14 protein-coding genes and 1 tRNA gene are annotated in these 18038 nt (G+C 64.9%); 5 read left to right on the top strand and 10 right to left on the bottom strand.

What is annotated here, in order from left to right; translation table 11 throughout:
- The first annotated feature begins 3 nt into the window (after positions 1-3).
- Both U741_RS0115910 and U741_RS0115905 read left to right on the top strand, forming a co-directional pair.
- Complete coding sequence (locus U741_RS0115910) at positions 4-2571, top strand: efflux RND transporter permease subunit (RefSeq protein ID WP_152551644.1); 2568 nt, start codon at positions 4-6, stop codon at positions 2569-2571.
- Positions 2572-2614: 43 nt separating this feature from the next.
- Positions 2615-3607 carry a DUF2804 domain-containing protein gene (locus tag U741_RS0115905; protein WP_084154945.1) on the top strand — a complete coding sequence of 331 codons (993 nt, stop codon included), beginning with the start codon at positions 2615-2617 and terminating at the stop codon, positions 3605-3607.
- A gap of 9 nt (positions 3608-3616) precedes the next feature.
- Here the strand turns inward: U741_RS0115905 and U741_RS0115900 are convergent, their stop codons facing one another.
- The 3 genes from U741_RS0115900 to U741_RS0115890 form a co-directional block, all read right to left on the bottom strand.
- On the bottom strand, positions 3617-4456 hold the full coding sequence (locus U741_RS0115900; protein WP_029891432.1) for a peroxiredoxin-like family protein: 840 nt from the start codon (positions 4454-4456) through the stop codon (positions 3617-3619).
- A 126-nt stretch (positions 4457-4582) separates the two neighbouring features.
- On the bottom strand, positions 4583-7717 hold the full coding sequence (locus U741_RS0115895) for an efflux RND transporter permease subunit (RefSeq protein ID WP_029891431.1): 3135 nt from the start codon (positions 7715-7717) through the stop codon (positions 4583-4585).
- Positions 7717-8787, bottom strand: a complete 1071-nt coding sequence (locus tag U741_RS0115890; RefSeq protein WP_029891430.1) for an efflux RND transporter periplasmic adaptor subunit — start codon at positions 8785-8787, stop codon at positions 7717-7719. The genes U741_RS0115895 and U741_RS0115890 overlap by 1 nt, the downstream gene beginning before the upstream one ends.
- 185 nt (positions 8788-8972) lie before the next feature.
- Between U741_RS0115890 and U741_RS18725 the strand changes: the two genes are divergently transcribed.
- Positions 8973-9941, top strand: coding sequence for a DUF7064 domain-containing protein (locus tag U741_RS18725; RefSeq protein ID WP_052378901.1), 969 nt, complete (start codon positions 8973-8975; stop codon positions 9939-9941).
- Between the two features lie 414 nt (positions 9942-10355).
- Here U741_RS18725 and U741_RS0115880 read toward each other — a convergent pair whose 3' ends face one another.
- Complete coding sequence (locus tag U741_RS0115880) at positions 10356-11342, bottom strand: IS5 family transposase (RefSeq protein WP_029891428.1); 987 nt, start codon at positions 11340-11342, stop codon at positions 10356-10358.
- A gap of 131 nt (positions 11343-11473) precedes the next feature.
- On the opposite strand from U741_RS0115880, the gene U741_RS0115875 reads away from it, so the two are divergent.
- Positions 11474-12670, top strand: coding sequence for a phosphotransferase family protein (locus U741_RS0115875; protein ID WP_029891427.1), 1197 nt, complete (start codon positions 11474-11476; stop codon positions 12668-12670).
- 1 nt (position 12671) lies between these two features.
- Entirely contained in the window at positions 12672-13208 is a 537-nt protein-coding gene (locus tag U741_RS0115870) for a hypothetical protein (protein WP_029891426.1), read from the top strand.
- A gap of 75 nt (positions 13209-13283) precedes the next feature.
- Here U741_RS0115870 and U741_RS0115865 read toward each other — a convergent pair.
- The 6 genes from U741_RS0115865 to U741_RS0115840 all read right to left on the bottom strand — a co-directional run bounded on the left by U741_RS0115865 (position 13284) and on the right by U741_RS0115840 (position 17984).
- Positions 13284-13360 (bottom strand) — tRNA-Pro (locus U741_RS0115865).
- 14 nt (positions 13361-13374) lie between these two features.
- Positions 13375-13983 (bottom strand): RNA polymerase-binding protein DksA, encoded by a 609-nt coding sequence (dksA, locus tag U741_RS19085; protein ID WP_084154943.1) that lies wholly within the window; start codon positions 13981-13983, stop codon positions 13375-13377.
- 233 nt (positions 13984-14216) lie between these two features.
- A complete protein-coding gene (gene purD, locus U741_RS0115855) occupies positions 14217-15530 on the bottom strand; it encodes a phosphoribosylamine--glycine ligase (RefSeq protein WP_052378900.1) in 1314 nt (437 codons plus the stop codon).
- 20 nt (positions 15531-15550) lie between these two features.
- On the bottom strand, positions 15551-16198 hold the full coding sequence (locus tag U741_RS18720) for a DUF6989 domain-containing protein (protein WP_029891423.1): 648 nt from the start codon (positions 16196-16198) through the stop codon (positions 15551-15553).
- Complete coding sequence (locus tag U741_RS0115845) at positions 16195-17085, bottom strand: alpha/beta fold hydrolase (protein ID WP_052378899.1); 891 nt, start codon at positions 17083-17085, stop codon at positions 16195-16197. The genes U741_RS18720 and U741_RS0115845 overlap by 4 nt, the downstream gene beginning before the upstream one ends.
- Entirely contained in the window at positions 17082-17984 is a 903-nt protein-coding gene (locus U741_RS0115840) for an alpha/beta hydrolase (RefSeq protein WP_043110314.1), read from the bottom strand. Before U741_RS0115840 ends, U741_RS0115845 begins: the two co-directional genes overlap by 4 nt.
- Between the last annotated feature and the right edge of the window lie 54 nt (positions 17985-18038).

The following is an 18038-nucleotide window of genomic DNA, read 5'->3' as shown; positions in this document are numbered from 1 at the left end:
CCCATGGCCCTGATGGCGGATTGGCCTGCGCGTTACGCCCGGTTCATCACCCTGCACAGCCGCGCGGTGATCGGGCTGATGGTGCTGCTGGTGGTCGTGCTGGGCGCCGGTAACGTGCTCGGCACCAAGGCCAAGGGCGATATTGGCGAGGCGGCGATGGCCTCGACCGAGCAGGACGCCCTCGACGAAATTGCCGCCGACTACCGCGCGCGGGAAACGGTTGAAGCCAAGATTGCGGTGCGTCAAACCGGCGGCAACGTGCTGACGCCCGAATCGTTGCGGCAAAGCCTGCATCTGCAGCGCGCGCTGCTCGCCGATCCGGTGATTGCCGACAGCCTGTATGTCGGTGAGCCGATCATCGGTCTGGAGAACCTGGTGGCTTTTGCCGCCGTCGCCGAGGACACCCTGCCGCCTGATCCTGAGGTGCCGATCACGCTGCGGACTTCGCTGACCGAGTTACCCTCCATCGACCGGCAGATCGCCGCGCTCGACGCACGCTCTGACGACCAGATCAAGACGCTGATCCGATGGGTAGTCGAACGCGAGACGGTGATTCCCGGCAGCAATCCCGGCACCTTTCTGCCGCGCAGTTATGAGCCCGGTAACACCGTTGCGGAGGCGCGGGTAACGCGGGTGTTCCAGAAAAATCCGCATGGCATGGACATCACCAACAAGGCCATCGACGCGGCCCAGGTCGCCATTGATCGGCAGGCGAGGGCGGCGTTCGACGATGCCTTTGTCCACGGCGACGGCATCGCCCGCAGCGTGTCGACGCGTGCGGTCGGCGACAGTTTCAAAATCATCACGCCGATTGCGCTGCTGTTGTTGGTGGGGGTGTTGGCGGTGGTGTTCCGCGACCTGATCGACATCGTCATCAGCCTGCTGGTCATGACCCTGGTGATCGTTTGCCTGAACGGCGTACAGGCGTGGTTTGCGATCCCCGCGACGTCGATTCTGATTGCCGTACCGTTCATGCTCATCGCCCTGAGCATCGATTATGCGTTGCACGTGGTGATGCGCTACCGCGAGGCGCGCGACCCGGCAGCGGCCGAGCCGGTGGCCCCCGACCGGGCGCTGCAAATCGGCCTTGCGGCGGTGCTGCTGGCCTTGATCAGCGCGTCGCTGACCACCGCCGTGGGCTTTCTGTCGAACGTGTTCAGCCCACTGCGCTCGATTCGCGATTTCGGCATTTTGAGCAGCGCGGGCATTGTCATCACCCTGCTGCTGTTTGCGGTGCTGCTGCCCGCGGTCAAGGTCGAAGTGGAGCGCTTTCTGGTCGGTCGCGGGTGGCCGCGGCGCAAGTTCGCGGTGGGCGTCGGCAGCGGTCCGGTGAACCGATTGATGTTGCTCGTGGCCAAGGCCTCGGCGCGCGTACCCGGCGCGATTGTGGTGATCTCGCTGTTGCTCGCCGGCGCCGGTCTTTACGCGGGCAGCGGCATCAATACTGAATTCAACCGCACCGACTTTCTGCCCGAGCGGGCACCCGCATGGATGCGCGCGCTACCCGCGCCCTTCGCGCCGGGTGCGTACGACGTGAAGGACAATATCGACTATCTGAGCGACAACTTCAGGCTGCACGGACGGATGATCGAGGCGCAGATTCTGGTGCGCGGCGACATCACCGACCCAGCGTTCATGCCAGCGCTGGAAGCGGTCGCCCAGCGCGCCACCGGCTTTGGCACGCTGGTCCGGGAGAGCCCGGCGTTTTTGCTGCGGCTGGTCGCCAGTGGCGATGCCGAGATCGCCGCCGCCATCGCCGCGCGCGACACCGACGGCGATGGCTTTCCCGACCGCGACGTCGCTGCGGTCTACGATCTGCTGTTCGAACGGGTGCCGGACCGCGCGGCAGAAGTGCTGCACCGCGACGAGGCGGGCGGCTACACCTCGGCGCGGCTGAGCATCGCGCTGCTGCTCAATGCTTCGGCTCACGCCATCGCGGCCGATGTGCGTGGCATCGCCAGCCGTATCGAAGAGCAGGCGCCGGTGACGGCAGTGGCCACCGGGCTGCCCGTGATCACTGCCGTGGTGCAGACCGCGCTGTTCGAGACGCTGGTGACCGGGTTTGCCGTCACCCTGGGGGTGATTTTGGCGCTGCTGACGGGACTCTACGGCTGGCGTCATCGGTCGCCGGGCTTGGGGGTTGTGGTGCTGCTGCCGGTGGTGATCGCCTTGGCTTGGCTACTCGGCACGATGGCGCTGCTGGACCTGCCGTTCAACAGTGAAACGGTGGTCATCACCAGCCTGGGCATCGGGCTGGGCGTGGATTACAGCCTGCATTTGGCCGAGCGCTTTCTTGCGGAGCAGGCGCGGCACGCGTCGCTGGCCGACACCTTGTTGACCACACTGTCGGGCACCGGCGGCGCGCTGCTGGGCTGCGCGCTGACCACCGCTTGCGGCTTTGGTGTGCTGGCACTGGCGATCTCGCCGCCGCTGCAGCGCTTCGGCATTGTCACCGGGCTGAGTGTGGTCTACACCTTCATCGCCTGTGTGCTGCTGCTGCCCAGCCTGCTGATGCTGCGCGAGCGCTGGCAGCAGCGGCGGCAGGCGGGTTTGGTGTTGACCTCGGGCTAGCGGCAACGCGCTAATCTTGGGCCTCATCTGGTCTGGATCGGTCATGCACTTGTCGCCCGTCGGCCTGCCATCGGCCCCTGCCGCCTTCACCACTGAAGGGCAACGGGTTAGCGGGATGTTTGCCGGGGCCATCGACGACCTGTCGACGGCGACCTGGGACGGGAATTGCGGGCTGTGCTCACCGCGTCGGCTGCAGCGCAAGGGCTGGCTCTACGTCGGGTTGACCGCGCCGCGTTTTCAGATCGGGTTTGCCGTGGTCGATGCCGGATTGATCGCCACCGCGTTCGTCTACATTTTTGATCGTGAAACCGGGCAACTGCACGAGGAAAAGTGTCTGCGGCCGCTGGGCTTTGCGGCCGTCTTCGCGCCCGATTGGCGTCGCCCCTGGCACGTCGAGTCGGGCGCCCGCCGTTGGCAGATGGCGCATGACGGCAGCGTTTGGCACCTGACCTTTGTCGGGCCGGCACTGCAACTGAAGGCCAGGGTCGAGGATCACGGGCGGGGCATCAGTGTGATCAGCGCGGCGCCCGGCCGGCCGTTTCACCACACCTACAAGTTGGGCGGGTTGGCGGCGCAGATGACGATGAATCGTGACGCCGGCACTGAAACCTTCGAGGTCCGCGCCAATGTCGACTTCAGCCTCGGTTATCCGCCGCGCGAAACGGTCTGGAACTGGGCGTCGCTCGATGGCGTAACCGACGAGGGCCAGCCCTTTGCGGTGAACCTGGTCGCACATTTTCTGAATGGTCTGGAAAACGCCCTGTGGTTGGGCGACGGGGTGGTTCCGCTACCGCAGGCGTTGTTCGACTACTCGCCGGATGACCCCTTGGCCCCGTGGCGCATTCGCACGGTCGATGACCGCATCAACCTGGTGTTCACGCCGGAAGGGCAGCGTCGTGAAAACCTCAACATCGGCTTGCTGAAAAGCATTTTCACGCAGCCTTTTGGACCGTTTTCCGGCCGTCTGACGACTGCCAGTGGGCGCCGCAGCATCAGCGGCCACGGCGTGGTCGAGGCCCACCAAGCGCGCTGGTGAGCGCTGGCCTCAGGCCACGCCCAGCCGGCCAATGGCCGCGAGAAACTCGGCCGGATCGGGCCGGATGCGGTAGTTGTCGGTGAGGTCGCAATAGACGATTTGGCCACCGGCATCGGTGATCAGCACCGTGGGCATGGGCACATCGCTGTCGTAGCCGAGGGCCTGCATGCCCATCGGCAGGCCGCCCTTGTCGAGAATGCCCAGCGCCTTGGCGGCGCGGTTGTCGGTGTCCTTGAGGAAGGTCATCGGCGCGTCGAATTTCTTGGCCAGCGCAACCGAGTTGGCCTCGGCCTGCGGGCTGACCAACAGCACCTGCACGCCGCGATCGGCGAGTGCGCGGTATTGCGCGGCCACTTCCTTGATCTGCGCCATACACAGCGGGCACCAGTTGCCGCGAAAGAACACCCACAGCGCGGGCGTGCTCATCATTGAGTGGCTGCTGACGGTCTGGCCGTCCAGGGTTTGCAGCGGCAGGTTGGGTAGCGGCTTGCCGACGGCCAGAATGGCCGAACTGCGGTCTCCGAAGCGCGAATACCAATGGATGTAGATCAGCGGCAGGAGGACGCAGACAACCGCGCTGGCCAACGCCGATGGCATGGCGCCGGTGGCCAGGGCGAGTCCTGAACAGACCGCACCCACGGCGGGCATCCACCACAGATTGCGTCCGGTACGGGCGACGTTGCCCACGAACACGTAAACGAAAAAGCCCATCGGCGCGCCTGCCGAAATCAGCAGTGTCCAGTGCGCCAACACGCCAGGCGCGTCAATCAACTGCCAGATGGCGACGCCCATGGTGACCATCAACGCTGTCATGAATCCGCTGATAAAGGCGGCCTTGAGCTGGTGCATGATGCCTTCCCCCTGCAATGACACGGACGTTTTGATTGCAACACCATCAGTCGTCTCGCGCCAAGGGGCGGACGCCGCGCCAGGACGATCAAACAGGCCGGCTGGCCAATTCGATCTGCGGACGGGCTACCGGGCTGGTTCGGCCGTTTCGTCGGCGTCGACCCGCTTCGCCGCGCGCAATACCAGGCTCAGCAGGCAGGGCAGTACGGTCAGCGTGATGACGGCAGTGAACAGCAGGCCGAACAGCACGATGGCGCCCACGCCGCGATACAGCTCGGTGCCGGCACCGGGAATCAGCACCAGCGGCGCCAGGCCGAAGGTGGTGGTCAGCGTGGTCATCAGCACCGGGCGGATACGCGAGGCCACGGCCTCCTTCACGGCATCGGCCACCGCCATGCCCTCGGCCAGACATTCTCGGGCGCGTTCGACGATGAGGATGGGGTTGTTGACCACCGTCCCCAACAGAATCAGAAAACCGAGCATGGTGATCAGGTCGAACGGCTGGCGAATGTCCGCCAGCGCCCCGCCCGCGGCATTGAGCACCCACAGTCCCATGATCCCGCCGCCAATGCCCAGCGGCACGGTGGCGAGAATGATCAGCGGGAAACCCCAGTGGCGGAAGATGGCGACCATCAGCAGGTAGCTCAGCGCCACGGCAATGAGAAAGTTTTCGAGCAGCGCGTCACGGGTGGCGTCGAGTTGGTCGGCGGCACCGGAGATATCGAGGCTGATGCCCGGTGGAATCTCGCCCGCGTCGATCATCCGGTCGATGACCTCGGTCTGTACCCGTTGCACCCCCGTCTCCAGCGCGATCGAGCGTGGCGGAATGATGTTGAGCGTGACGGTGCGCTGCGAGTTGATGCGCCGAACCGTGGCGGTGTCGACGGTCTCCACCCACTCACCGAGCGCGCCGAAGGGCACGACGCTGCCGCTGGGTGTGGACACCGGCAGGCCCTCAACCGCCGCCAGCCGCTGTGACTGGCCGGCGCTGCTGAAGAAGTAGATGTCGATCTTGTCATCGCCCTGGAAAAATTCTCCGACAAAGGCGCCGTCGGTCAGCGCCGACAGGGCGTAGCCGTAGTCGGCGGCGTTCCAGCCCACGGCAGCCAGCTGGCTCCAGTCGGGACGCAGTTCGATCAGCGGTTGGGCCAAGGTCAGGCTGCCCGGTTCAGAGTTGATCTGGGCGCCTTCAATCGCGTCCTCGGCGCGGCTGAACACACGCTCGGCGACGCTGTAGAGCGTCGCCAGATCCTGCCCGGCAATGTCGACGTTGACGCTGCGCGTACCGCCGTCGTTGCTGGAGATGATGGAGCCGCGCGCCGCAAAGGCGCGCATGCCCGGAAAGGTGCCAAAGTAATCGGTGAGCGCGTTCATCAGCAGGTTGATGTCGGCGGGGTCGACGGTCTCGGCGATGATGCGCAGGCTCTCGGCCTGGACCCGAAGGTTGAGATACGCCAGCGGCGGAAACGGGGTGTCGCCCGCGGCGAAGGCGTCGCGTTCGGCCTGTACTTCGGGCAGAAGGCGGGCCTCGACCTGCTCGGCGATCTGGTTCATCTCTTCGAGGCTGTAGCCCGGCGGGGCAATCATGCTGGCGAAGGTTTTGGCCTCTTCACCTTCGGGCAGGTATTCGGCGGCTGGGGTGAGAAACGCCAGCGCCAGCGCGGTGACGATCACCCCTACGGCCACGACCAGCACGGCCCGCAGCGGGGTGGCGATGAGCTTGCCGATACCGCCGGTGAGGCGGTCCATCACCGGGTGCCGCGCACTGGGCTTTTCGCGGGTGCTGATGCGCTGGCTGGCGACCGGCATCAGGGTGATGGCGGCAATCATTGACACCAGAATGGCGGCCGAGATGGCGACCGCAATGTCGGAATAAAGCTGCCCGGCTTCCTGCTCGATAAAGAAGATCGGGGCGAACACCAGAATGGTTGTGAAGGTCGAGGCCAGCACAGCGGTCCACACCTTTCGGACCCCCAGCACGGCGGCATTGAAACGGTCGAGTCCGCGTCGCCGCTCGGCCTCGATGCTTTCGAGTACGACAATGCTGTTGTCCAAGGTCATGCCGATGGCAAACGCCACCCCCGCCAGCGAGATGACGTTGAGCGTGCGTCCGGCCAGCAGCAGGCCGATGAACGCGGCCAGCGTGCACAGTGGAATGCCCATCATGCCGATGGCGGTGAGCGGCACCGAGCGGAAGAACAGCCACAACACCGCACTGGCCAGCAGCGCGCCGATGATCAGGTTTTGCCAGACATTGGCCACCGAGGCTTCGACGTAACGCACGTCGTCAGAAATGATGTTGATCGTGAGACCGTTGGGTCTGAGCAGCTCTTTGTCGACACGGTCGACGGCGGCGGTCATTTCGCGCTTGATGTCGATGACGTTGGAGCCGAGTTCGCGGCGCACCGCCAAGGAGATGCCGGGTTGCCCGTTGACGCGGGCAAGATTGCGGATTTCGAAGTGGTCAAAGACCACGGTGGCGACGTCACGCAGCCTGACCTCGGGGCGGTCGCCGCGGGTCAGCAGCGTGTCTTCAATCTCGCTCAGGTCGCGGTAGCGTCCCGATGCACGCAGCAGATAACGGCGCTTGCCGGTGTCAAGGTCGCCCGCCGAGACGTCCCGGTTGCGTTCGCGGATTGCATCGCGGACCTCGGTGATGCCCAGCCCGCGCGCGGCCAGCGCGGCGGGGTCGAGCAGGATCTGCACCTGGCGCTCGGCGCCGCCACGAACCTCCAATTGCGAGACGCCCGGCACGCGCTCCAGTCGCGGCCGCACAAAGTCTTCGATGAAGTCGCGCACCATGTCGATGTCGAGATCGGCCGGGTTGTCCGGCAGCGGCTGCACCGCGTAATACATGAAGGCGTTGGACGAAAACGAGTCGGTGAACAGGCGCGGATCGTCCACGTTCTCGGGATAGTCCGACACTTGGCTGAGCGCGTTGTTGACGCGAATCAGCGCCTCGGTCATGTCGACACCGAACGGGAATTCCAACTCGATGATCGCCTCGCCGGTGATCGCCGTGGACTTCATGCGCTGCAGGCTGGGCAGGCTGCGCAACACGGTTTCCTGCTCGATGAGAATCTCTTTTTCGACGTCCTGCGGCGTGCCGCCCGGCCACAGGGTCTGGACGCTGACGACGCGTACGTCGAGGTCGGGAATCATCTGCACGGGCACGCGAATGGCCGCCACCAGGCCCAGCAGGCAGATGATCAGCGTGGCCACCGCGACGAGAATGCCGCGGCGATAGATGGCGTCGAGCATCAGTCGCGCGCCTCGATGGCCAGTGTCTGGCCTTCGGTGAGGCGCTCGTTACCGCGCACCACCAGCATTGCGTCGTCGGCGAGCTCGCCGCGCACTTCGACCCAGTCCCCGCGCGGGCGCCCAGCCACCACATCGACGGCACGGGCCTGCGGCGGATCCGTGTCCATGTCGGCAACCCAGACGCGGGTGCTGCCGTCGGCACGGCGGATCAGCGCGTCGCGCGGCACCCGCGCGGTCTGCTCACCCCGCTGCAACGGCAGCGCGACAGTCGCCGACATGCCGGGCACGACATCTTCGGGCGGCTTGTTGAAGGCCACCCGCAGCAGGAAGGTACGGCCGTCCGAACGGGCGCTGGGCACCCGCGCGCTGATGCGACCGATCCGTTTTTCGTCCTCGGCATCTAGGCTGATCTGTACCGGTTGATCCAGGGCCAGTTCGCGGTAGGCCTGCTGCGGAACCTGCATGTCGAGGCGCAGACCCTTGAGGTCGATCAGCTCCAGGACGGGGGTGCCGGTGGCGACCCACTCGCCGGCTTCCGCGAGGCGCAGGCTCACCGTACCGTCGAACGGCGCGACCAGCGCGTGTCGGCGACGGGTCTCACGGACCTCGGCGGCCTCGGCCTGCAGACGGGCGAGGGCGGCGCGCGCCTGGCCGACGGCGGCTCGGCGGGTTTCGACTTCGCTGGCGGGGAGGTTGCCGCGCGCACCGAGGCGCTCGCCCTCGCTGAGCAGCCGCTCGGCCTCGGCAAAGGCGACGCGGGCTTCGTCGACCGTGGCATCGAGGCGACGTTCGGCAAGGCGCGCAAGGGTGTCGTCGAGGGTGGCCACGACATCGCCGGCTTTGACCTCGTCACCGGCGTCGACCGCCACTTCGGCGAGCAATCCGTCGACGCGGGCCGACAACTGCGAGGCGCGGGGTGTGCTGATGATGCCTGTCAGCTGCAGGCGCAGACCGTCGTCAGAGGTTTCGAGCGGGGCCACTTCGACCGGCGCCGGTTGGTCATCAGCGTGGGCAAGCGGTATGACGCAGACAAGCAGCACCGCGCCCAGCAGTCGGAGGGATTGCACCATGGTGTTTGGAGTTCTCAGCGGAGTCGTGACCACTATGCCCGGGCCTCGGGACTGTTGCCGACTTTTCCGTAATTGGTAAGGTACCGTATGATTTTTACTGCAGCGTCGCACATCAAAGTTCTGTGCCGCCTTGCCCCCGAGCCGTTGATAAAAACGCGCCAACAGCCATCGATGAGGAGTCCCCTATGATCAAACCGGAAGACGCTGAGTTCCATTTCAACAAGGATTCTCATTGGCAGTGGGTCGAAACCATTGCGCTCCCGTTCCATGTGCCCGGCACCACGGTCAGCGGCATCGTGTATTTCATGGCGCGGCCAATGTTGGGGGTGTGCATGTGCGACATCTCGTTGCACGACCGCATCACCGATCTTTGGGAAGAGCAGCTGTACATCGATAACCAGCAACATCTGCCGTGTCCGAAGTCGCTGTTGTCGTTCTCGTTACCCAATGGCTTGACCGTCGAGGCCAGCGACCCAACGCGCAGTTACAAGGTCAAGTACGAGGGCATTGACGACACGCGATTTGAGCTGGAGTTTGTCGCGCTGCACGAGCCCTACGATCTGAACGACCCCGAGATGGACCCGATGGCGGCCAAGCGCACTAACCCGGCGTGGGACACCTCGTGGTCGGGTCACTTTGACGTGACCTACCGCATCACCGGCGAGTTGATCGCCCGTGGCAAGCGCTACAAGGTTGATTGCGTTGACACCGGCGACCGCAGCTGGGGCCCGCGTCCCGAGCGCGACAATTCCTCGGTCATCTGGTGGCACGCCAGCTTTGATGAGGCCCTGACCGTGCACTTTTTCACCGGTCACGACATCGCCACCACTGACGCGATGGGACCGCACATCAGCGGCTATGTGATGGAGCACGGCAAGACCTACGGCATCGTCTCGTCCAAAGGCCGACAGGACTACCGCAAGGCGGTGCCGATGGGCGGCGAGTTGGAGGTCACCGATGTGCGCGGCAAAACCTTCGCGATGACCTACTCCGCCATCAACAGCAATTACTGGGCGCCGTATCCGTCGAACACCTACCTGCAGGCGTTCATGCGCGTCAATTGCGATGGCAGACTGGGCTACGGCGTTCAGCAGATGGGCCTCAGCCGGGCCTATTTGACGCGGCACCGGGATGCCATTCGCGCCCGTTACTAGGGCCTGTTAACAATTGCCGTATCGCTGCGTTGCCGTCTGTTTTCTTGCCAGGCAAGGCGCGACTGAGGAAATCTGGTTATTCCAAATGACGAAGGAGCAACGCCGCATGGCGGAAAAACAGACAGCAACCCGAAGGGGCCGGCCGGTTATGGCCCTGGACTTCGTTGGTCGTCGCTTATTTGGAATGACCAAACCTCGCTTCTCCCGCCTCGCCCAAGGCCAGAACCGACTCGGCCGCAGCGATGCGCCAATTGTTAAGGATGCACTGCACTGACGCATTCAGCCCCAGTGCTGGGCGTGGTTGATTCCGCATTTACAGTGGAGCCCGTGGTGAGGGCGCGGCTGTTGTCGGATTCCCGGCTCGATCAGGGGCGATTTGCCCGATTTCGAGGGCATTTCTCTGCAAAACCCGTTTCACGGACACACCTCGCCTGCCAGCATCAATCGTCGTCTGGCCTGAAACAGGTTGGTCAGAGCAAACAGGGTGACGATCTGAGCGCGGTTCTTTGCGAGGCCCCGGTAGCGGGTCTTCAGGTAGCCGAACTGGCGCTTGATCACCCGGAAGGGATGTTCGACCTTGGCGCGTATCCGCGCCTTGGCCTGTTCAATCTGGTCGATCAGTTTGCCCAGCGGGGTGTCCGGAAGCGTGCGCCGCTTGCCGGGTCTCATGGCGATGTGCCACTGCGTGGTGCTGCCCTGATGCTCCTGGCGCTTCTCAACGCCTTGATAACCCGCATCGCCAAAGGCTTGTTCTTCGTCTCCATGCAACAACGCATGGGCTTGGGTGACGTCGTTGACGTTGGCCGGGGTCACCACCACGCTGTGCGTCAGCCCCGAGTCGGCGTCAGTGCCGATATGGGCCTTGCAGCCGAAGTACCACTGGTTCCCCTTCTTCGTTTGGTGCATCTCCGGATCCCGCTGCCCGCTGCTGTTCTTGGTCGAGCTGGGCGCGTGAATCAGGGTGGCATCAACAATCGTTCCGGCCTTGACCATCAGGCCTTGCTCGACCAGCACGGCGTTGACCTCGGTCAGCAACTGATCGGCGACGCCGTGCGCTTCCAGCCGATGCCGGAACCGCAGGATCGAGCTTTCATCCGGAATCAGGTCATCACCCGCATCCAGCCCCGCGAACTGACGCATCACCAGCACGTCATGAAGCGCTTCCTCCATCGCCGGGTCCGACAGAGCAAACCACTGTTGCATGAAGTGAATCCGCAGCATGGTCTCGGCAGAGAAGGCTTTACGGCCACCCTTGCCACTGCGCTTGGGTTGAACCGGTTCCACCAGCACCATCAGCCGAGCCCAGGGAATGACCGCGTTCATCTCGGACAGAAACCGCTGACGCTTGGTCGCCTTCGGGCGACGGTCAAACCGGGTCTCAGACAAACTCCGCTGCTTCATTTGGCTCCCTTCAACGCGCCAGATCAGGTGCACGATTGTCGCCGATTGGGTGGGTTGTGCAGAGCATCCTTAACAGGCCCTAAAGCGCCCCGTCATTAAATAACGCGGTCACAAGAACAAGAGGAGATCGTATGCAAGCTGTGGACAAGAACCGCCCGGGCGCGGAGTGGATTGCGCATCTGCGCCAGCGCTACCCGTGCGAGACAGAGCTGGATCGGGTGCTGACCCGCAAGCTGGAGCGCCGCGCCGGACCGCCGTTTGAAAAGGTCACCCTCGACACCTTGCAGTCGGGCACCGAAGCGCTGATCCGCAGCCAGATCGGCGGTGACTTCACCCTGTCGAAAGCGCGCTGGCTGTCGGGTGGCGCGTCGAAGCTGCAGATGGCGTTCGTGCTCGACTGGGACCAGCCCGGCGTCGGACGCACCTCGACGCCGATGGTGCTGCGCATGGAGCCGTCGGAAGCCATTACCGAAACCAGTCGGCTGCGCGAGTTTCAGGTCATCAAGGCCATGGAGGGCGTGGTGCCGGTGCCGCCGACCTTCTGGATGGACCCCTATGGCGATTATTTGCCGTACCCGGCCATCGTTTACGGCTTTGCCCAGGGCGTGGCCAAGCCGACCGCGGGCGCGGGTGGCCCCAGTGGGGTGAGTACGTTCATACGGCCGGAGATTCGCCCGGTCCTCGGTAAACAGTTCGTCGACCTGCTGGCGGCCACGCACACCTTCGACTGGCGCAACGCCGATCTGTCGGCCTACGACGTGCCCGAGCTGGGGACGCAATCGGTGGAGTGGAACCTCAACCACTGGGAGCGGGTGTGGGAGGAAGACGCCAACGAAGACGTGCCGCTGATGCGTTTGGCGATGAGCTGGCTGCGCCGCAACATGCCGCCGGTGGACCATCTGTCGCTGGTGCACGGTGATTACCGGGTCGGCAACTTCCTGTTCACCGAGCCTGACTATCGCATCACCGCAGTTCTGGACTGGGAGCTGGCGTATTTCGGCGATCGCCACGAAGACTTGGCCTGGGCGGCGAAATCGCCCTTCGGTCACCTCGCTGAAGACGGCAAGACCTTCCTGGTCGGCGGCCTGATGACGCTGGCGGAATTCGGCGAGCGCTACGAGCAGGCGTCCGGTTTGTCCGTCAACCACAAGACCCTGCAGTACTACGACATTCTCAACAGCTACAAATGCATGGCCATTACGCTGGCCACCGGTATTCGTGCGCCGAGCAACGGCAAGACGCATCAGGACGTTCTGGTCGGCTGGCTGGCGGGCATTTCGTATCCGCTGCTCGAAGACCTACGCACTCAATTGGAAAAGGTGCTCTGACATGGAATTGCGCGCGACCTTTCAAATTCCAACGCTGATCAAGGCCATGACCGACGTGGTGATGCCGGCGGTTGATCCCGACAATAAGCTCGCCCAGGAGCAGGCGCAACTGATTGTCGGTTGCCTGCACCTCATGGCCCAGCGCCTGCCGTTGCAGTACCGCTACGACCGGCATGAACTGAAATGCTTCATCGCGCTGGCGACGGAGTTGCAGCAGGAAGTCGGGGGTAGCCCGGCGCTTGCCGAGGCTTTGGCGACCCTGAACCAGCGCGCGACGAGCGGGCAAGACGTGCTGGCCCGCGCGGGCGCTGAGCCGACCGAACTTGAGACGGCCAACCTGACCCTGCGCGACGCGGTGGGACAGTTGATTGTGGCCGCTTCGGTTGCCGATGACGATGCACGCCGCGTGGCCATCGACAAGGCGGTGATGGCCCACGCCAAGGACCAGTTGCTGCGTGAGCGGGCCTGGCTGGCGCTGCAGGGGTGGGAAGGCAAAGACGCCAAGCTGCCGGATGTCGAGTCGCTGATCAGCGGGTGAGGGCGGAGCCGATCGGATCAGGCTGCAAAAACACGAAACCCGCCTCTGAGGCGGGTTTCGTGTTCACGGATTAAATGGTCGGGGAGACAGGATTCGAACCTGCGACCCTCTGCTCCCAAAGCAGATGCTCTACCAAGCTGAGCTACTCCCCGACAAACCTACCTGTTCAACGGTCGCGGTATTGTGCCTCGACGCGTTCGTCCTGACCTTTGATGTCGACGCAGACCGTGGCCGTGGGGCGTGCCAGCAAGCGCGGGATGCCAATCGGATCACCGGTTTTCTCGCAATAACCGTATTCGCGATCAGCGAGACGCTTCAGCGCTTCATCAATCTTGCGCAACAGCAACGATTCGCGCTCGCGCAGTCGAAGATCAAGCCAGTGCTCTTCTTCGGCGGTGGCACGATCGGCCGGGTCGGCAAAGACCTCGCGCTGGTGCAAGCGCTCTTTGGCATCGACTTCACGCGACAGCACTTCGATGCGCATTTCGAGCAGGCGCGCACGGAAGAACGCGGTCTGCGCTTCGTTCATGTAGTCGTCTTCGGGCATTGCCCGCAGCATGGCCTCGGTCAACTCGCCCGCCGGCACCGGCTTGGCCGGCTTTTTGGTGGCCGCAGGCGCCTTGGCTGGCGCAGGCGCTGCCTTGGCTGACGCCTTGGCCGGGGCGCTTGCCGCCTTGGTCGCTTTTGGCTTCGCGGCGGCTTTTGCGGGCGCCTTCTTGGCCTTGGTCTCGGCGGCGGGAATGTCAGCTTCCTTCCGGGTCGCTCGGGAGGGCATTGGCCATCTCCTGTAGTGGTGGCACGTGACCCGCCATGACGTCATGGCGGATGGTGATCAGCGATGAGTAAGTGAAATCTTGGTTGTTGCGATCCGGGCAGGGGAGGCACTTGCCAGCGTGGTCATCGCGCCTCCAATGCTCGCGACCGAGCCGCGCATTGTGCCAGATTGCCCCGGCAACGGCGACATCGATTGCCGCATCCGGGCGGGCAGGGCGGCGCCACAGGGCCTCTTCAGCCGGGCAGTCGGGCAATTGCACGCCAGCCAATGTCGCTGCGGTGATGCGCGCCGCGCCAGCTGATGGCCGCAACACCCTGGTAGGCGCGCTGCCGGGCGGCACGGATGTCCTCGCCCAGGCCGACCACGCACAGCACCCGACCGCCATGGGTGTGCACCTCGCCTGCCTGCAGCACCGTCCCGGCGTGAAACACCTTGACGTCGCTGGGCACATTGCCGAGTCCACTGATGACATCGCCTTTGGCCGGGGTGGCCGGATAGTGCTCGGCCGCCATCACCACGCCAAGCGCCGCCCGGGGGTCCCAGTCGGCGTGGTGGTGATCAAGTTGGTGATCAACCGCCGCATCGAGAAGCGCCAGCAAGTCGCTGCGCAGGCGGCTGAGCAGCGGCTGCGTCTCCGGGTCGCCGAGACGGGCGTTGAACTCGATGACCTTCGCAGCGCCGTCGCCATCGATCATCAGTCCGGCGTACAGAAAGCCGGTGAACGGCGTGCCCTCGGCCACCATGCCGGCGAGGGTGGGTTCGATGATCTCGCGGCAGATGCGGGCGTGTATGGCGTCGGTCACCACCGGCGCCGGTGAATAGGCGCCCATGCCGCCGGTGTTGGGGCCGGCGTCGCCATCGAAGACGCGCTTGTGGTCCTGGCTGGTCGCCAGCGACAGGTAGTGGATGCCGTCGGCGACGACGATGAAGCTGGCCTCTTCGCCGTCGAGAAAATCTTCGATCACCACGCGCGCCCCGGCCTCGCCCAGCATGCTGCCGCCCAGCATGTCTTCCACTGCGGCCTCGGCCTCGGCCAACGTCATGGCCACCACAACCCCTTTGCCTGCGGCCAGGCCGTCGGCCTTGATGACGATGGGCGCCCCGCGTTCACGCAGATTGACCAGGGCCGGCGCGATCTCGGTGAAGACCGCGTACCGCGCGGTGGGGATCTGATGGCGGGCGAGAAAATCCTTGGTGAACGACTTGCTGGCCTCAAGCTGCGCAGCGGCCTGGGTGGGGCCGAAAATTCTCAGGCCGGCATCGCGGAACGCGTCGACCAGCCCCGCAGCCAACGGTCCCTCTGGCCCGACCACGGTCAGATGAACCTGCTCGCGTTGTGCCAGTGCGACCAGACCGTGCAGATCACTGGCGGCGATCTCGACGTTTTGGCAGCCGGGCTCGTTGGCTGTGCCGGCATTGCCGGGCGCGACCAGCACGCGCGCCACATCAGGCGACTGGGCCAGTTTCCACGCCAGTGCGTGTTCGCGGCCGCCATTGCCCACCACCAGGACGGTGTGGCCGGAGGGGTGGGGCGTTGTGTGGGTCATGGGCGGTAGAAAGGGAAGTGTCAGGAGAAGTAAAGCAGCGACAGCATCAGCGCGCCGGTGTAGCAGACCGGCGCAAGGCCGACCGCCCAGATGCGTTCGAGAAGGCCATCGTGGGCGGTCTTGCGATACAGCCAGAGCGCGGCGACGCAAAGCGCCATTTCAGCAGGAATTGGGTAAAGCGCAAACCCGGCGAAGGTGTCGACATTGCGCGGCGACCAGAGCTGCAACGGAACGGCCAGCCACTCGGCAGCGGTAAACGCCAGACCGCCGAGCAGCGCTGCGGCCAGGTAGCGCGCCGAGCGGCTGTGATCGGCGATCAACGTGACCGGGAACAGGACCATGACCCACAGGCCCATGAAGTAAACCGGCACCGCGTCACCGATTCGATAAATGCCGTGGTCATGAAAGTGCAAGGTCTGGGTGACCGAGACAAGCACCCAATCCGGCAGCACTTGCAGCGCTGATACGCCGAGCATGAACAGCCAGCGGTCTATCCAGCCTGGCTCGCCGCGAAACACGGCGTACAGCGGCAGTAACAGGTTGTAGGCGATGGCCAGGACCAGGACCCAACGGCCGAACTGGGCGGCGGGCGTGGCGGCGACGACCGCGGCCGCGAGCAGTCCGAAGCCGCCGTGGAACAACAGCACTTCTCGAACTGAACGGTTCATCGGCGCTCGGCAAGCCTGTCGAAGAATGGTGTCAGCGCGGTCCACACGCCGTCCGGGTCTTCCACCTGCGGATAGTGGCCGATACCTGGCAGGCTGACGGTGTCGGGCTGCGGCACCAGTTCGCGATAGCGCGCCACCATGTGGGCACCCGAGACCGGGTCTTCGGGGCCGTTGATCAGTCGTAACGGGCACTGCGCCTGCTGCAGGGCACCCACCCAGCGATCACGATGGGCAATGCGGTCATCGATGTAGCGGATCAGCCGGTGCAGTTGGCGATGGCCGTCATTGACCGTGACCAATGACCAAAACGCGTCCAGCTCTTCGCTCGTTGGTTGGGTGTTCGGGCCAAACACCAGCGAAAAGCCGCGGTTGAACGAGCGCTGTGTCGCCAATTGCACGATCAGCCCGCCCAGCGGCGAGCGCAGCAGTTTTTGCATGCGCGTCTGGCGATGGGTTTCGGGGAACAGGCCGCCGTTGAGCAGCGCAACACCGGCCAGCGTGAATGGCAACGTGCCGTCGATCTGCCGGGCCAACAGTTCCTGGGCGACGCTGACGCCGTAGTCATGGGCCAGCACCCGCACCCGCTTGAAGCCGTGATGCCGCGCCAGGGCGACGTGTAGGTCGGCCTGTTCCATCAGGTCGTAGCGTTGCCCGCGTGGTTTCGGCGCGCGGCCAAAGCCGAGCATGTCGGGGGCCACGACCGTGCCGTAGCGCTCGCAAAGTTGCGTCCACAGCGGCGCCCAGTCCCATGAACAGGTCGGAAAGCCATGAATCAGCATCACCGCGTCGTCACCGTCGCCGGCCACGCGGTAAGGAATGGCGTGCCCTTCAAAATCGAAGGTGTCGGCTTCGGCGTACCACGCCTGCGGTGTGACCGTGAGGGTCATTTCAGACAGGCCGCGACGAACTGGGCGAGGTGGCGCACCGCTTGTGTGGCTTCAGGCACCTTGCCGTTGAACACCTGCCAAACGTGCCAGAGGCCTGGCCAACTCTCGAGCGTTACGTCGACGCCAGCCGCCTTGGCGCGTGCCAGCAGGGCCGCGCTGTCGTCGGCCAGCAGCTCGGCGTCGGTCGATTGGATGAACAGCGGCGGCAGGCCGATCAGGTCGGCGAGCCCCGGCGACAGGCGCGGGTCGTCCAGCGGCAAGTCTCCGGCGTAGTGCCGCGCGGCCTCGCGGATCACCGCATGACCCAGAATCGGATCGCGGGCCGCCTCGCGGGTGAAGCTGTCGGCCTCGCAGCGCAGATCGACCCATGGCGAAATCAGGAAGGCGCCGCCCGGCATCGGCAAGCCGGCCTCGCGGATCGCCAGCAGCAATGCGAGCGCCAGCCCGCCGCCAGCCGAGTCGCCCCCCAGCACGATGCGGGTGGCGGGCAAGTCTTCAAGCAATGCGCGGTAGGCCGCCAGCGCGTCGTCAATGGCGGCCGGGCAGGGGTGCTCGGGGGCCAGCCGATAGTCGAGCACGCAGGCCTTGACCTGCGCCTCGCGGACAATCTGCGCGCACAGCGGCCGGTAAGTGGCAGGCAAGCCGACCACGTAGGCGCCGCCGTGCAGGTACAGCAGTGCGCCGCCGGCCTCGCCCGACTTGGGGCGCAGCCACTCACCGGGCACGCCGCCGACACGGGCCGGCTCAATGCGGACGCCGCCGGGTGGCAGCACGCCCATCAGCCGGGTCAACTGGCCGAGCTTTTGACGGCGCACCGGCAGGGGCATGTCGGGTGACGAGAAGATTCGCCCCAAGGTCGGGCGAGCGAGTCTGCGGCACAGATTGGCGCGCAGCGTCATTGGGTGTGGCCAGGGACGGGTCTGGGCAGTCACGTGATTGAAGCCTCGCGTTTC

This window comes from Polycyclovorans algicola TG408, assembly GCF_000711245.1.
In the GTDB taxonomy this organism is placed as follows: Bacteria; Pseudomonadota; Gammaproteobacteria; order Nevskiales; family Nevskiaceae; genus Polycyclovorans; species Polycyclovorans algicola.
The sequence above is the reverse complement of the archived record's forward strand: the minus strand, read 5'-3'. Positions and strand labels throughout refer to the sequence as shown.

Coding starts and splice junctions, on each gene's coding strand:
- purD (WP_052378900.1), bottom strand. CDS start 15,530: ATGACCCACACAACGCCCCACCCCTCCGGCCACACCGTCCTGGTGGTG.
- U741_RS0115905 (WP_084154945.1), top strand. CDS start 2,615: ATGCACTTGTCGCCCGTCGGCCTGCCATCGGCCCCTGCCGCCTTCACC.
- U741_RS0115870 (WP_029891426.1), top strand. CDS start 12,672: ATGGAATTGCGCGCGACCTTTCAAATTCCAACGCTGATCAAGGCCATG.
- U741_RS18720 (WP_029891423.1), bottom strand. CDS start 16,198: ATGAACCGTTCAGTTCGAGAAGTGCTGTTGTTCCACGGCGGCTTCGGA.
- U741_RS18725 (WP_052378901.1), top strand. CDS start 8,973: ATGATCAAACCGGAAGACGCTGAGTTCCATTTCAACAAGGATTCTCAT.
- U741_RS0115845 (WP_052378899.1), bottom strand. CDS start 17,085: ATGACCCTCACGGTCACACCGCAGGCGTGGTACGCCGAAGCCGACACC.
- U741_RS0115890 (WP_029891430.1), bottom strand. CDS start 8,787: ATGGTGCAATCCCTCCGACTGCTGGGCGCGGTGCTGCTTGTCTGCGTC.
- U741_RS0115895 (WP_029891431.1), bottom strand. CDS start 7,717: ATGCTCGACGCCATCTATCGCCGCGGCATTCTCGTCGCGGTGGCCACG.
- dksA (WP_084154943.1), bottom strand. CDS start 13,983: ATGCCCTCCCGAGCGACCCGGAAGGAAGCTGACATTCCCGCCGCCGAG.
- U741_RS0115900 (WP_029891432.1), bottom strand. CDS start 4,456: ATGCACCAGCTCAAGGCCGCCTTTATCAGCGGATTCATGACAGCGTTG.
- U741_RS0115875 (WP_029891427.1), top strand. CDS start 11,474: ATGCAAGCTGTGGACAAGAACCGCCCGGGCGCGGAGTGGATTGCGCAT.
- U741_RS0115910 (WP_152551644.1), top strand. CDS start 4: ATGGCCCTGATGGCGGATTGGCCTGCGCGTTACGCCCGGTTCATCACC.
- U741_RS0115880 (WP_029891428.1), bottom strand. CDS start 11,342: ATGAAGCAGCGGAGTTTGTCTGAGACCCGGTTTGACCGTCGCCCGAAG.
- U741_RS0115840 (WP_043110314.1), bottom strand. CDS start 17,984: ATGACGCTGCGCGCCAATCTGTGCCGCAGACTCGCTCGCCCGACCTTG.